General features: G+C 64.6%; 12 protein-coding genes. 5 read left to right on the top strand and 7 right to left on the bottom strand.

Annotation, left to right across the window (positions count from 1 at the left end):
* Positions 1-29: 29 nt before the first annotated feature.
* Entirely contained in the window at positions 30-605 is a 576-nt protein-coding gene (gene mobA / locus IM733_RS07440; protein ID WP_248920256.1) for a molybdenum cofactor guanylyltransferase MobA, read from the top strand.
* A gap of 132 nt (positions 606-737) precedes the next feature.
* Here the strand turns inward: mobA and IM733_RS07445 are convergent, their stop codons facing one another.
* From IM733_RS07445 to peaA, 5 genes are all read right to left on the bottom strand, one after another.
* Positions 738-2,408, bottom strand: a complete 1,671-nt coding sequence (locus tag IM733_RS07445) for a fatty acid CoA ligase family protein (protein WP_248920257.1) — start codon at positions 2,406-2,408, stop codon at positions 738-740.
* 104 nt (positions 2,409-2,512) lie between these two features.
* Positions 2,513-3,634: a quinohemoprotein amine dehydrogenase subunit beta gene (gene peaD, locus IM733_RS07450; RefSeq protein ID WP_248920258.1), complete on the bottom strand. Its 1,122-nt coding sequence runs from the start codon at positions 3,632-3,634 to the stop codon at positions 2,513-2,515.
* Positions 3,635-3,653: 19 nt separating this feature from the next.
* On the bottom strand, positions 3,654-3,977 hold the full coding sequence (gene qhpC, locus IM733_RS07455; protein ID WP_248920259.1) for a quinohemoprotein amine dehydrogenase subunit gamma: 324 nt from the start codon (positions 3,975-3,977) through the stop codon (positions 3,654-3,656).
* 1 nt (position 3,978) lies between these two features.
* On the bottom strand, positions 3,979-5,409 hold the full coding sequence (gene peaB / locus IM733_RS07460) for a quinohemoprotein amine dehydrogenase maturation protein (RefSeq protein ID WP_248920260.1): 1,431 nt from the start codon (positions 5,407-5,409) through the stop codon (positions 3,979-3,981).
* A 36-nt stretch (positions 5,410-5,445) separates the two neighbouring features.
* Positions 5,446-7,011 carry a quinohemoprotein amine dehydrogenase subunit alpha gene (gene peaA / locus IM733_RS07465; protein WP_248920261.1) on the bottom strand — a complete coding sequence of 522 codons (1,566 nt, stop codon included), beginning with the start codon at positions 7,009-7,011 and terminating at the stop codon, positions 5,446-5,448.
* Positions 7,012-7,466: 455 nt separating this feature from the next.
* On the opposite strand from peaA, the gene IM733_RS07470 reads away from it, so the two are divergent.
* The gene (locus IM733_RS07470; RefSeq protein ID WP_248920262.1) at positions 7,467-8,960 is read left to right on the top strand and encodes an aldehyde dehydrogenase family protein; all 1,494 of its coding nucleotides are present in this window, start codon (positions 7,467-7,469) and stop codon (positions 8,958-8,960) included.
* A gap of 235 nt (positions 8,961-9,195) precedes the next feature.
* On the opposite strand, the gene IM733_RS07475 is transcribed toward IM733_RS07470, so the two are convergent.
* Positions 9,196-9,999, bottom strand: coding sequence for a substrate-binding periplasmic protein (locus IM733_RS07475; RefSeq protein WP_248920263.1), 804 nt, complete (start codon positions 9,997-9,999; stop codon positions 9,196-9,198).
* A 225-nt stretch (positions 10,000-10,224) separates the two neighbouring features.
* Here IM733_RS07475 and IM733_RS07480 point away from each other — a divergent pair, with 225 nt between their 5' ends.
* Entirely contained in the window at positions 10,225-10,503 is a 279-nt protein-coding gene (locus IM733_RS07480; RefSeq protein ID WP_248920264.1) for a hypothetical protein, read from the top strand.
* Here the strand turns inward: IM733_RS07480 and IM733_RS07485 are convergent.
* Positions 10,500-11,192 carry an alpha/beta hydrolase gene (locus IM733_RS07485; protein ID WP_248920265.1) on the bottom strand — a complete coding sequence of 231 codons (693 nt, stop codon included), beginning with the start codon at positions 11,190-11,192 and terminating at the stop codon, positions 10,500-10,502. The two genes, IM733_RS07480 and IM733_RS07485, sit on opposite strands and share 4 nt — an antisense overlap.
* A 216-nt stretch (positions 11,193-11,408) precedes the next feature.
* Between IM733_RS07485 and IM733_RS07490 the strand changes: the two genes are divergently transcribed.
* Positions 11,409-11,810, top strand: a complete 402-nt coding sequence (locus IM733_RS07490) for a MerR family transcriptional regulator (protein WP_011534144.1) — start codon at positions 11,409-11,411, stop codon at positions 11,808-11,810.
* A gap of 20 nt (positions 11,811-11,830) precedes the next feature.
* Positions 11,831-12,730: a hydroxymethylglutaryl-CoA lyase gene (locus IM733_RS07495; RefSeq protein ID WP_248920266.1), complete on the top strand. Its 900-nt coding sequence runs from the start codon at positions 11,831-11,833 to the stop codon at positions 12,728-12,730.
* Positions 12,731-12,891 lie beyond the last annotated feature (161 nt).

The following is a 12,891-nucleotide window of genomic DNA, read 5'->3' on the forward strand; positions in this document are numbered from 1 at the left end:
CCGGCATCGACTGCCCGGAACCCTTTTTCATGTCCACTACCCTGCCCCCCTGCTCCATCCTCATCCTCGCCGGTGGCCGTGGCCAGCGCATGGGCGGCCGCGACAAGGGCCTGATGCCCTGGCATGGCGAACCGCTGGTGGCCCATGTGCAACATGTGGTGCGCGAGTTCTCCGACGACGTGGTGATTTCCTGCAACCGCAACCAGGACCGTTACGCCCTCTACGCAGACCAGTTGGTGTCGGATTTCGAGGCAGACTTCCCCGGGCCGCTGGCCGGGGTGATCGCGGGGCTCGGGGTGGCACGTCATGATTGGGTGGTGATGCTGGCGTGCGATGCGCCGCTGATTGACCAGGCGTTGGTCGAGGGGCTGTTGAGGTTGGCTGTCGAGCATGACAGCGCAGCCATGGTGCGCCAGGGTGGGTACTGGCAGCCGATGTTCAGCGTGCTGCCGCGCCGGGTGCTGCCGATGCTGGAGCAAGCCTGGGCATCCGGTGAACGCAGCCTGCAGAAAGCCTTGTTGGGGGTGGTGCCGGTACAGGCGCTGGAATGCATGGACAATGACCAACGCCTGAGCAACTTCAACAGCCCGGAGCTCCTGCGGTGATCACCGCTGTGGTCGACGCAACCCGGTAGGAGCCGGCTTGCCGGCGAACACGCCATGACATGTCAGTTGCCCGTCACGGCCCTTTCGCCGGCAAGCCGGCTCCTACCGGATCGTACCGACCAGGACGCTGCGTCAACGCGCAAGCTCCTCGATGCTGATCTCGCGCATCCTGAATTTCTGCACCTTCCCCGTCACCGTCATCGGGAACTCATCGACGAAGCGGAAATGGCGCGGCACCTTGAAGTGCGCGATCCGCGCTTTCGCCCACTCGCGCAGCTCATCCTCGCTGGCGGCATGCCCGGGGTGCAGGCGCACCCAGGCGACGATCTCCTCGCCGTACTTGCTGCACGGAACGCCGATCACCTGCACGTCGGCCACCGCCGGGTGGGTGAAGAAAAATTCCTCCAGCTCACGCGGGTAGATGTTCTCCCCGCCGCGGATGATCATATCCTTGCTGCGCCCGACGATACGCACATAGCCCTGCTCGTCCATCACCGCCAGGTCGCCGGTGTGCATCCAACCGTCGCCGTCGATGCTCTCGGCCGTGGCCTTGGGGTTGTTCCAGTAGCCGATCATCACGCTGTAACCACGGGTGCACAGTTCACCGACTTCGCCGCGCGGCAGCGTGGCGCCCTCGCTGTCGATGACCTTGGTTTCCAGGCGCGGCTGGGTGCGGCCAACGCGGGTCACGCGGCACTCGAGATCATCGGCGGCGCCTGTTTGCAGTGACACCGGGCTGGTCTCGGTCATGCCATAGGCGATCTGCACCTCTCTCATGTGCATCTCGTCGATCACCCGGCGCATCACCTCGATCGGGCAGGTGGCACCGGCCATGATCCCAGTGCGCAGGCTGGACAGGTCGAATTCGCCCCGCCGCGGGTGGTCCAGTTCGGCGATGAACATGGTCGGCACGCCGTACAGCGCGGTGGCGCGCTCCTCGGCAACCGCCTGTAGCGTGAGTAGCGGGTCGAAGGCGTCACTGGGGTAGATCAGGGTGCTGCCATGGGTCATGCAACCGAGGTTGGCCATGACCATGCCGAAGCAGTGGTACAGCGGCACCGGCACCACCAGCCGGTCGTGCTCGGTGAGGCCTAGGCTCTCACCGACCATATAGCCGTTGTTGAGGATGTTGTGGTGGCTCAGCATCGCGCCCTTGGGGAAGCCGGTGGTGCCGGAGGTGTACTGGATGTTGATCGGTTCGTGGCGGTGCAGGCTGGCCTGGCGCGCGGCCAGTGCCTGTGGGGTGACCTCATCGGCCCGCGCCTGAAGAGCGTGCCATGTCAAGAAGCCCTTGGGCGGCTCGGCGGCCAGGCTCACCACCCCGCGCAACTCGGGAAGACGCTCGCAGACGAGCTCGCCACAGCGACTTTCGCCAAGAGCGGGCGCCAGCCCCAGCACCATGGCGTGGTAGTCGGAGGTTTTGAACGCGTCGGCACAGATCAGCCACTTGCAGCCAGACTGGCTCAAAGCGTATTCCAGTTCGCTGGTGCGGTAGGCCGGGTTGATATTGACCAGGATCGCGCCGACCTTGGCGCTGGCGAACTGGGTAATGCACCATTCGGCGCAGTTCGGCGCCCAGATCCCCAGGCGGTCGCCGGCTTGTACACCCAAGGCCATCAGGGCACGGGCATGGCGATCGACGGCCTCGGCCAGTTGCCGCCAGGTGAAGCGCAGGTGCTGATGGCGAACCACCAGTGCCTCGCGGTCGGGGAAGCGAGCAACGGTGGTATCGAAAGCGTCGCCGATGCACTGGGTCAGCAGCGGTTTGTCCGGGTTGCCCTGGGTGTGGCTTGGCTGGGTCATGGGGTGCTCTTGTTATTGTGGTGAGTGTTCAGGCCCTTTCGCCGGCAAAGCCGGCTCCTATACCTGTAGGAGCCGGCCTTGCCGGCGAAGGTCGCGACACCGATCTAGCGGACGAACACCTGCGGTGTGGTGGTGGACATGTCGCCACCCGGCAGCTTGATGCTCCCCACTTTCTCCAAGGTATTGGGGTCGAACACCGCCAGGTCGTTGAACGTGCCGCCCAGGTACAACTTGTCGCCCTTCTTGTCGAAGGTCACGCAGTAATAGGTGTGCTCCAGACTAGCCGCCTTGATCAGCTTGCGCTGCTTGATGTCGTATTTGGCCAGGCGGTTGAGCACCCCGTACATCTGGTTCGGGTCCTTCGGCGAGCGCAGGCCGGTGAAGTACAGCTCGGTCAGCTCGGCGAACTCCTCGGTATGCGCCTTGCCGGTCTTCAGGTCGATGCTCAGGTAGCCGTACAACGGCTCGGCGGTGGCCGGGTCCTGCTTGGCATCCTTGAACCTGGCGATGGTGTAGAGCATCGAGAACTCGTGCCGGGCGCTCTGGTGCGGCCAGAAGTACAGCACGTCCGGCGCGCCGTACCCTGGGCGGTTCCAGCTGCGCAGCGGCAGCGCCACGCTGTACTGACCGGTCTTCACGTCCATCTTGTAGATGTCCGGCCCAGCCACATACAAGCTGCCGTCATCGGCGGCACGCATCAGGTAGACCTGGCGCGGCATCGGGAAGGTGCGCACCGGCTTGGCATCCAGGCCATCCCCGGTACTGAACACCTCCAGACGCGGCGGCTTGACCACATAGTGGTCGTTAAGGCGCTGGCTGGGGTTGACCGTGGCATACACCTCCTTGCCATCGGGGCTGATGGCGAACGAGTACATCGCCTTGCCCACCTCGCCCGGCACGCTGGACAAGTTGGCGTGGAAGGTGGTCCTGCAGCTGTCCAGGTCGATGCCGTAGAGATCGGCGAAATGGTTGTTGAGCACATAGGCGGTGCGGTTGTCCGGCGCCATCACCGCCGTGCCGGGGCCGAACGCATCGGGCATGCGGCAGGTCTTGTACAACGAGTCACTGGCCACCTCGACCACGTGCAGGTTGTTCGGGTAGTTGGTGGCGATCAGGTACTCATGGCCGGCCTTCAGGGCCGGGCCTGCGTCATCGGCCTGGGCCGCCCAGGTGCAGGCCGTGGCGGCAACGGTGAGCGCGAGTTGCGCGCAGAGTCCAGGTTTCATGCGGTTTCCCCTTGTCGTTCTATTTGTCTTTCGGGAATACGGTGCCCAGGTTGCGCCAGTCTTCCTGGGAGTTGGTCGCCTGGGCATTCCAGTCCTGGTAGGTGCTCATCATGTCCGGCACCTGGGCCGGCCACCAGCAGGGGTCGGAGCAGCCGTACAGGTCGGCTTCCATCGGCTGGCACAGCGAGCTGACGCCACCGAAGGCATCGACCTCCCAGCCCGGGTCGGTGGTGGCGGTGCAGCCGGCCACGGCGCTCATGGCCAGCACTTCGTCGACGCGGTCTTCGGCGGCGGCCTGTTCGAGGATGCGCGCCTTGTTGTTCAGCGGTTTGAGGTGCTTCATGTCAATGCGCCTTCCGAGGAGTGATGTAGCGATCGATGAAGGCCGGGTTATTGGCCATGATGCGGCTGTAGACCTCGATGCCGAAATCGACCCAGTCGCGCATCAGCTCGCAGTAGTGGTAGGTCGGATGCTGCGGGTCGCCGTAACGGGCATAGCTCTCGTGGTAGCAGCCACCGGAACACAGGTTGCGGATGCGGCAGCTGTCGCAGCCGGTGCCGCTGCGGTCCAGGCGTTGCGAGAGGAAGTCGTTGAGCTGCGCCTGCTTCACGCCTTGATGCACGTTGCCGAAGGTCGGCAGGCTGGAGCCGGTGAAGCGGTGGCAGAGGTTCAACTCGCCTGCGTGGTCCACGGCCAGCATCTTCAGGCCCGCGCCACACGGCAGGGCCTTCTTGTGGCCCTCGTGGATGTCGGTGATCAGCTGGTGCAGGTTGGAGAAGCCAATGTTGCGGTGCTCCAGCGCCGCGTCCAGGTAACGCCGCCCCAAGGCCTTCATGCTGGCGAACACCTGCACCAGTTCCTCGCCGGTGAGGTTGAAATCGGCCATGTCGCCGGAAGTCACCGGGGCAAAGCCCACTTCAGCGAAGCCCAGCTCGTTGAACAGGTGGTTCCAGATGGTCTCGACATCGGTGATGCCGCGGGTCAGGGTGACCCGCGCACCCACCGGCCGGCTGCGGTAGCGCGACAGCAGCATGTCGGCCTTGCGCCGCACCACGTCGTAGGTGCCCTGCCCACCCACGGTGATACGGTTGCGGTCGTGCACGGTCTTCGGCCCGTCGATGCTGACGGACAAGCCGAAACGATGGGCGTCGAGCCAGTCGACGATCTCTTCGTTGAGCAGCGTGGCATTGGTGGTCATGATGAACTCGACCTGCTTGCCTGCCTCGGCGAAGCGCCGCTCGCAGTAGGCGACCATGTGCTCGATCAGCGCCCGGTTGGACAACGGCTCGCCACCGAAGAACACCACGCTGTAGCGCGCTTCATCGGGTGACTCTTTGAGCAGCATCTCCACCGACGCCTCGGCGGTGGCGCTGTTCATCTTGCGGCCGGCCGAAGGTTTGTCGAGGTCCTCCTTGTAGCAGTAGGTGCAGCTCAGGTTGCAACCGGTGTTGACGTTGAGCACCACGGTGTTCAGCGCGGTGCGCTCGACCTGCTTGAGCGCGATCTCCGGCGTCAGCGGCGAGCCGTCGCTGACCACCTCCAGGGCAATCAGCTCGCGCAGGGTTTCCTCGATGTCCTGTCCGCTGAAGCGCTGGCCGAGGAGCTGCATCAGTTCCTCGGCGGAGCAGCCCTGGCGACGCAGGGTGTCGATGATGCCGCCGGTTACCGCGTCGGCGGCGAACAGCGAACTGCTGGGGATATGGAACAGCATGCGGTCGGCATCCACCTGCACTTCATGCAGGTTGCGTTCGACCAGGTTCAGTAGTGCGCCCATGGCGACCTCCCGGTAATCGATTCGTCAGGTTGATGCCTATGGCAGCGGCGGGTTGTTCCAGCGCTGCACGGTGACAATCAGATGCCCCTCACCCTGCTGGCCGCCGTCGGCGAGCGTGGCGATCACTTTCAGGTTGCCGGCGTTATTGGTCATCATCTTGCGCTCGGGGTTCGGCCCCGCGCCGCCTGGCACGAACACGCCGTCGGCCTGCATCTGCCCGGCGAACTTGAGGTCCTCGTCCTCGACGGCCCGCTCGTTGAACGGCTCGACCTTCCAGCTGGCCGGCAGGTAGCCGATGCGCAGTGGCTGGCCACTGGCATCCTTGCCCCAGGCCTCGGCCTCGAAACGCCCCTGGACCTTCGGCACCGAGGCACCGTTCTCGCCGATACGGGCGATGGAGAACGCCGGCACCACCTTGACCTCTTCAACCTTGTCGTACACCGCCAGTTGCAGGCCCTTGAGGGTGCCCACCGCGACTTCACGCAGCCCCACGGCGGCATCCTTGGCGGCGCGCGCCTTGACCCGGATCAACGTCGGGGACGACTCCAGCACCTCGGTCACCTCCACGCCCACACCCAGCGCCGGCGTGCCCGACAGGTCACTACCCACCAGGGTGACCTCGCTTTCGCTGCCCACCTTGATGAACGCCGGCTGCACCGCCAGCAAGCGGCCCTGGCCGGCCTTGGCGGCGCTGAAGTCCAGGCCACGCTCGTCGTGCTCGGCCTCGAACATGCGGCCTTTCATCTGCCCGTCGATGGCCGCGAACACCTGGCGCAGGTTGGCCTCGCCGACCTTCACAGTGCCGCGCCACTCATAGCCGTTGTAGAGGATCGCCGAGCCGCTGCCGTTGAACGGCGTGCCGTCGGCATAACGGCCCTTGACCTCGACCTTGAAGGTGTCGCCCTGGTCGGCGCTGACGCTCATCACCCCGCGCACATCGCCCTTGGCCAGCATATGGCCGCTGAACGCCCACTGCCCGGCCAGGGCCTCGGCCTTGGGCCGGGCCTTGAGCCACTCGGCCCAGGCCGGGTTGTCGAGGGGGTAGCGCTTGGCCAGGTCGGGCACCATCTGCTTGAGGGCGATGTCCAGCCAGTCGCGGTCGCGGGCCTGGGCCTGGTATTCGAGGGACGGCCACTGGCTGAGGTGGAAGTTGACCAGGTGCTCCCACTCCTTGGCCGGACGCCGTTGCAGGGCGACCCGGGCACCGGAGTGGCAGCGCCCGCACATCTGGCTGAGTTGATCGTCGAAGTGCTCGACGGTGTTCAGCCGACGCTCCATGGCGTAGCGCACACCCTCGGTCTCGCTGGGGGCCAGACCCTGCTTGTCGGCCAGGTACTTGACCAGGGTGCGGCGGTCGTCGTCGCTGATCGAAAGGCCGTGCATCACCTGCATGCGGGCGATGCTCATCAACCAGCCTTCCGGGGTCTTGCGCTGATGGCTGATGCGGCTGTAGCTGTCGTTGCCCTCGGGGATATGGCACCCCATGCACTTGTTCTGCAACAGGCTCGGGCCCTGCTCGGCCGCCATGGCCTGGGCGGACAGCAGGGCGGTGGCGACCAGCGCCAGAGTGCCCGCCCGCCGCCGGAGTCGAGTCGTGTTCAAGGTCAGACCTCCACGGTGTTGTTCTTATCGTTTTTCGCACGCTTGGGTACTGCGGTGTGCATGTGACAGTGGCGATACAGGAAGTGTGCCAGTTGGGGCAAAGGTGTTGCGGATCAAGCGTTTGGATAGTTTCAGGGAACAGTTCGGCGCGCCATGGCGCGCAAGCAAACGTTCCATTTCGCGACTGTGTGTTTCACCTTGAGACACCGGGCCCGCGGCACAGGCCATCGCCGGCAAGGCCGGCTCCTGCAGAGTAGCGAGAGGCGAAATGGCCGCCCCGGTCAACTGTTCCATCGCAGTCTCAACAGCGTCTCAATGTGCAACAGGCGGCTTGCCTCAGCGCCGCCACTTAAGCCCTGAAAATGTCCAACTATCAAAGCGTTGGATGACCAGCCGGGTATTGGCACGGCCATTGCCAATGGCTGTTCACATCCAATGACAAGAGGCACCGCCCCATGCATTCCGAACTGCCCATCCTCCCCGCCACCCGCGCCTTCCTCGCGCGCAAGCTGAAGATGCGCATCGGCGCCGACTGGCAGGACGCCGCCAGCGGACGCACCATGACCTTGCGCAACCCGGCCACCGGCGAGGTGCTCGGCGAGGTGCCCGCGGCCGCGCCAGCGGATGTGGACCGGGCAGTGCAGGCCGCGCGCCAGGCCTTCGACGCCTCGCCCTGGAGCCGCCTGCGCCCGCGGGAGCGGCAGAACCTGCTGTGGCGCCTGGCCGACCTGATGCAGCGCGACGCCCAGGAGCTGGCCGAACTCGAATGCCTGAACAATGGCAAGAGCGCCGCCGTGGCCCAAGTGATGGACGTGCAGTTGGCCATCGACTTCCTGCGCTACATGGCCGGCTGGGCGACCAAGCTCGAGGGCAGCACCGTCGAGCCGTCGCTACCGCTGATGCCCAACGACGAATTCCACGGTTTCATCCGCCGTGAGGCCGTGGGTGTGGTCGGTGCCATCGTCGCCTGGAACTTCCCCCTGCTGCTGGCCTGCTGGAAGCTCGGCCCGGCCCTGGCCACCGGCTGCACCCTGGTTCTCAAACCAGCCGACGAGACGCCGCTGACCGCCCTCAAGCTGGCCGAGCTGATCGATGAAGCCGGCTATCCGGCCGGCGTGTTCAACGTGGTCACCGGCACCGGCCTCGAAGCCGGCGCCGCCCTCAGTCGCCACCCCGGTGTCGACAAGCTGACCTTCACCGGCTCCACCGAAGTTGGCAAGTTGATCGGCAAGGCAGCCATGGACAACATGACCCGCGTCACCCTCGAGCTGGGCGGCAAGTCGCCGACCATCGTCCTGCCCGACGCCAACCTGCAGGACGCCGCCGCCGGTGCCGCCACGGCGATTTTCTTCAACCATGGCCAGGTGTGCTGCGCAGGGTCCCGGCTGTATGTGCACCGCAAGCATTTCGACAACGTGGTTGCCGATATCGCCGCTATCGCCAACGGCATGAAGCTGGGCAACGGCCTGGACCCCTCGGTGCAGATGGGGCCGCTGATCTCGGCCAGGCAGCAGGAACGGGTCACCGGCTACATCGACCTGGGCCGGGAGCTGGGCGCCACCATCGCCTGCGGTGGCGAGGGTTTCGGCCCGGGCTACTACGTCAGGCCGACAGTGATCGTCGATGTCGACCAACGTCACCGTCTGGTACAGGAAGAAATCTTCGGGCCGGTGCTGGTGGCCATGCCGTTCGACGATATCGACGAAGTACTGCGCATGGCCAATGACAACCCCTATGGCCTGGGCGCGAGCATCTGGTCCAACGACCTGGCGGCGGTGCACCGGATGATTCCGCGTATCAAGTCCGGGTCGGTGTGGGTCAATTGCCACAGCGCACTGGACCCTGCGCTGCCGTTCGGTGGCTACAAGCTCTCCGGTGTCGGCCGCGAGATGGGCGCGGCGGCAATCGAGCATTACACCGAGTTGAAGTCGGTGCTGATCAAGCTCTGAATGCGCATTGCCTTTGCGATCGAGCGCCGCCCGCGCGGCGTATCGCGGATGAATCCTACATCGGTTGCAACGTGCCGCACCTGTAAGCGCATGGCATGCCTGGCTCGAAACAAACCTGTAGGAGCGGATTCATCCGCGATACGCCGCACAGGCGGCGCTCGATCTGGAGACCGCTGCATGACACTCGCCTGGCACTTGGCCACCCCGGTGATCTTGCCCAACCTTCTACCGAGGCTCACTCCTGGTGCTGCTGTTGCTTCCACAACGCCAGGTTCTGCGCCAGCCACTGCTCGGGCAAGGGGCTGGCAACGATCTCCCGCATCTTTTCCGCCATTTGCTTGCGCAGGGCCGGCTGGTTGCAGGGCACATTGCGCGACAGTGCCAGGTACAGGCCCTCGCTGGAAACCGGCGGGTCCAGCACTTCCAGGCGCGTCTCCATGCCCTGGGTCTCGGCCAGCGCCATGCCGGGGTAGCGCTCGTAGATCACATAGTCGTTACGCTTGAGCAGAAGCTTCTGGAATGCCTGCGCCGCGCTAGGCACCGCCTCAAGGTTGAGGTTGGCTCGGGCATAGTCGTCGAACTGCTGGCCGTAGCTGTTGTTGACCAGCGTGCCCCCGCTACGCCCCTTCAGATCCGCCCACCCTGAGTAGGCAAAACCATCACCCTGGCGCACCCAGACCACACTGGGGGTGTTCAAGAAGGCGGGCTTGATGAAATCCATGACCTGCTGTCGCGCCCGGGTCAGAAAATACCCAGCGAGCATGTCGATGCGCCCAGTGCGCACTTCTTCCTGGGCCCGTGACCAGGGGCCGGCATACACCACATCGACCACCAGCCCCAGTTCTTCGGCCAGGTGCTTGAGCAGGTCGGCGTTGGCACCGATCAATTGCCCGGGATTGTGCGGATCTCGCCAGAGATAGGGGGGGTACTCGGGGTTGCCCGTCGCCTTCAGGTGCCGGCAGTCGTCCGCCGCCTGTGCGCCTGTGGCCGTCAGCGCCAGGACCAGGCACAGTGACCGGCCCACATTACGTCCGCTCATTTGCGACCCTCGGCTCATTGGACATTTTTCAGAAGTGAGTGGACGGGGTCCGATGCCCTTCAGGGCACAAATGGCACATTCTGCACGATAAATGGCCACTCGCCACTGCTCACTGAAGCCTCTGTTGCTGCGGTACATCGTCACACTGCGCCACCCAGGCGAAACAGCTAAGCTGAACAAGCCATTCCCACACAGGCCCATGGCCTGCCCAGCAAGAGCCTCGACATGACCGACCGACCCGTTTCCTGCTTGCTGCTCTGTACCCTCGCCCTGGGCCTTGCGCTTGGCGCGGGCTGCTCCAGCAAGGCCCGTTACACAGCCGCCAACGCAGGTTCCAACTGCTATGCCAAGGCCATGCCCAGCAATGGTGAAGGTGGCCTGGCCTTCGCTAACACCCTGGCCATGGCGCGCAAGAAGTCCATGGCCAGTTGCATCCGCTACGCCGGGCGCTCCGGCGGCACGCCTGACTCCTGCCAGGTGGTGCTCGCCCAGTGCAAGCGTTAGCTCAGCGCTTTCACCGCCTCATCGATCAGGTTCGCTACATCCTTCGCCCTCGACGCCAGGGAGGCATGGCTGGCGTCTAGCGTGATGACCTTCTTGGCGCCTAATCGATCAGCCATCTTGCGCTGGTTGTCCGGGTGGATCATGTGGTCCTTGCTGGAGATCTGGTACCAGGACGGCTTACTCTTCCATGCCGGCTTGGTGATGGTGTCGCCAAAGGTGCTGGCCAGCGGCGCCTTCTGCGTTACCCCCATGACCAGCCCATCGTCCTTCGGCAGATCCTGGCAGAAGCTTTCATGGAACTTGTCGGCCTTGAGCCATAAGTAACCATCGCTGTCCGGCGCCAGGTTTGGTGCTGCGGCGGGCAGTTTCTCCTGCGTGATGGCGCCAGGGCTTTCGCCCGCATCCGGCGCGAAGGCGGCGATGTAGACCAGCCCCTTCACATTGTCCGCATTGCCCGCCTCGGTGATGACCGCGCCGCCATAGGAGTGCCCCACCAGTACCACCGGCCCCTCGATCTGCGCCACCACCTTGCGGGTGCGCTCGACATCGTCGGCCAACGACGTCAATGGCATTTCCACGGCGCGCAGGCCTGTGTGGCCCTTGCGGTCCAGCTCGACGATGACCCGCCCCCAATGGGCGGCTCCGCCCCAGAAACCATGAACCAGGACAACAGTAGGCTTGGTGCTCATGAAGGCATTCCCTCGGAGGGTGGCATGGCTGGGAAGTGGGTGCATCACACCCGTCGAAACAGCATAGGTGAGTGGTGCAATGGCGATAGATCAAAGCCATTGGCCGTCGCCCGCGCTCATTCCCAAAGCCACTGGATTCATGCGGTCCAATCCCGAGCTTGACGTATACGTAAACCTGGCTTTAGGTTATCCCCATTCCACCCGCCGAGCCCAAGCATGACCAGCCAGACCTACAGCATTTCCGACCTCTCCCGCGAACTGGACATCACCACCCGCGCCATTCGCTTCTACGAGGAACAGGGCTTGCTCAGCCCCGAGCGCCGAGGCCTGGAGCGCATCTACTCGGCCCGCGACAAAGTCACCCTCAAACTGATCCTGCGCGGCAAGCGCATCGGTTTCTCGCTGGCCGAGTGCCGCGAGCTGATCGGCCTGTACGACCCTACCGGTGGCAACCTCAAGCAGCTCAACAGCATGCTCGCCAAGATTGCCGAACGGCGCGCCCAACTGGAGCAGCAGATGCTCGACATCCAGCAGATGCACCTGGAGCTGGACACCGCCCAGGAGCGCTGCGAGCAAGCCCTGGCCGCCACCCTGAACCAGCAGCACCCCAACCGTTGACCCGCCACAGGAACCCCGCCATGTCATTGCCAGAAAGAGTCCGCCTGGTCGAAGTCGGCCCGCGCGACGGCCTGCAGAACGAAGCCCAACCCATCAGCGTCGCCGACAAGGTGCGGCTGGTGAACGACCTTACCGATGCGGGGCTCGGCTATATAGAGGTGGGCAGCTTCGTTTCGCCCAAGTGGGTGCCGCAGATGGCCGGTTCCGCCGAGGTGTTCGCCGGTATCCAGCAACGGCCAGGTGTCACCTATGCAGCGTTGGCGCCCAACCTGCGCGGTTTCGAGGATGCACTGGCCGCAGGCGTGAAGGAAGTGGCGGTGTTCGCCGCAGCCTCCGAGGCGTTCTCCCAGCGCAATATCAACTGTTCGATCAGCGAAAGCCTCACGCGTTTCGAACCGATCATGGAAGCGGCGCGCAATCATGGCGTGCGGGTGCGCGGGTATGTCTCTTGCGTGCTGGGCTGCCCCTACGAGGGCACGGTCACGGCCGAACAGGTCGCGCCGGTGGCCCGCGCCCTGCATGACATGGGCTGCTACGAGGTCTCGCTCGGCGACACCATCGGCACCGGCACCGCCGGCGCCACCCGCCGCCTGTTCGATGTGGTCGCGGCCCAGGTGCCCCGTGAGCAACTGGCCGGACACTTCCACGACACCTATGGCCAGGCACTGGCCAATGTCTATGCCAGCCTGCTCGAGGGGATCGCGGTGTTCGACAGTTCGGTGGCCGGGCTGGGCGGCTGCCCCTACGCCAAGGGCGCCACCGGTAACGTAGCCACTGAGGATGTGGTGTACCTGATGCAAGGCTTGGGTATAGACACCGGCATCGACCTCGAGCGCCTGATCGGCGCGGGCCTGCGTATCAGTAAAGTGCTCGGCCGGGCCACCGGTTCGCGGGTTGCCCGTGCACGTGGCGCACGCTGATTCACACGAATGTCACGCAACTGTGGGCGGAGTGTTACCGCCCACAGGTTGCTCAGGGAAAAATCGGGTAACAGGGAAACAATTCGACAGAATCCCACCCTTGAGCATTCCGTGGGATTCATGCAAGCCATTGATTTTAAAGGAATTTGAAAAGTTGGCAC

Origin of the sequence: Pseudomonas entomophila (assembly GCF_023277925.1) — a bacterium.
GTDB lineage: Bacteria > Pseudomonadota > Gammaproteobacteria > Pseudomonadales > Pseudomonadaceae > Aquipseudomonas > Aquipseudomonas entomophila_D.

Coding starts and splice junctions, on each gene's coding strand:
- mobA (WP_248920256.1), top strand. CDS start 30: ATGTCCACTACCCTGCCCCCCTGCTCCATCCTCATCCTCGCCGGTGGC.
- IM733_RS07445 (WP_248920257.1), bottom strand. CDS start 2,408: ATGACCCAGCCAAGCCACACCCAGGGCAACCCGGACAAACCGCTGCTG.
- peaD (WP_248920258.1), bottom strand. CDS start 3,634: ATGAAACCTGGACTCTGCGCGCAACTCGCGCTCACCGTTGCCGCCACG.
- qhpC (WP_248920259.1), bottom strand. CDS start 3,977: ATGAAGCACCTCAAACCGCTGAACAACAAGGCGCGCATCCTCGAACAG.
- peaB (WP_248920260.1), bottom strand. CDS start 5,409: ATGGGCGCACTACTGAACCTGGTCGAACGCAACCTGCATGAAGTGCAG.
- IM733_RS07470 (WP_248920262.1), top strand. CDS start 7,467: ATGCATTCCGAACTGCCCATCCTCCCCGCCACCCGCGCCTTCCTCGCG.
- IM733_RS07475 (WP_248920263.1), bottom strand. CDS start 9,999: ATGAGCGGACGTAATGTGGGCCGGTCACTGTGCCTGGTCCTGGCGCTG.
- IM733_RS07480 (WP_248920264.1), top strand. CDS start 10,225: ATGACCGACCGACCCGTTTCCTGCTTGCTGCTCTGTACCCTCGCCCTG.
- IM733_RS07485 (WP_248920265.1), bottom strand. CDS start 11,192: ATGAGCACCAAGCCTACTGTTGTCCTGGTTCATGGTTTCTGGGGCGGA.
- IM733_RS07490 (WP_011534144.1), top strand. CDS start 11,409: ATGACCAGCCAGACCTACAGCATTTCCGACCTCTCCCGCGAACTGGAC.
- IM733_RS07495 (WP_248920266.1), top strand. CDS start 11,831: ATGTCATTGCCAGAAAGAGTCCGCCTGGTCGAAGTCGGCCCGCGCGAC.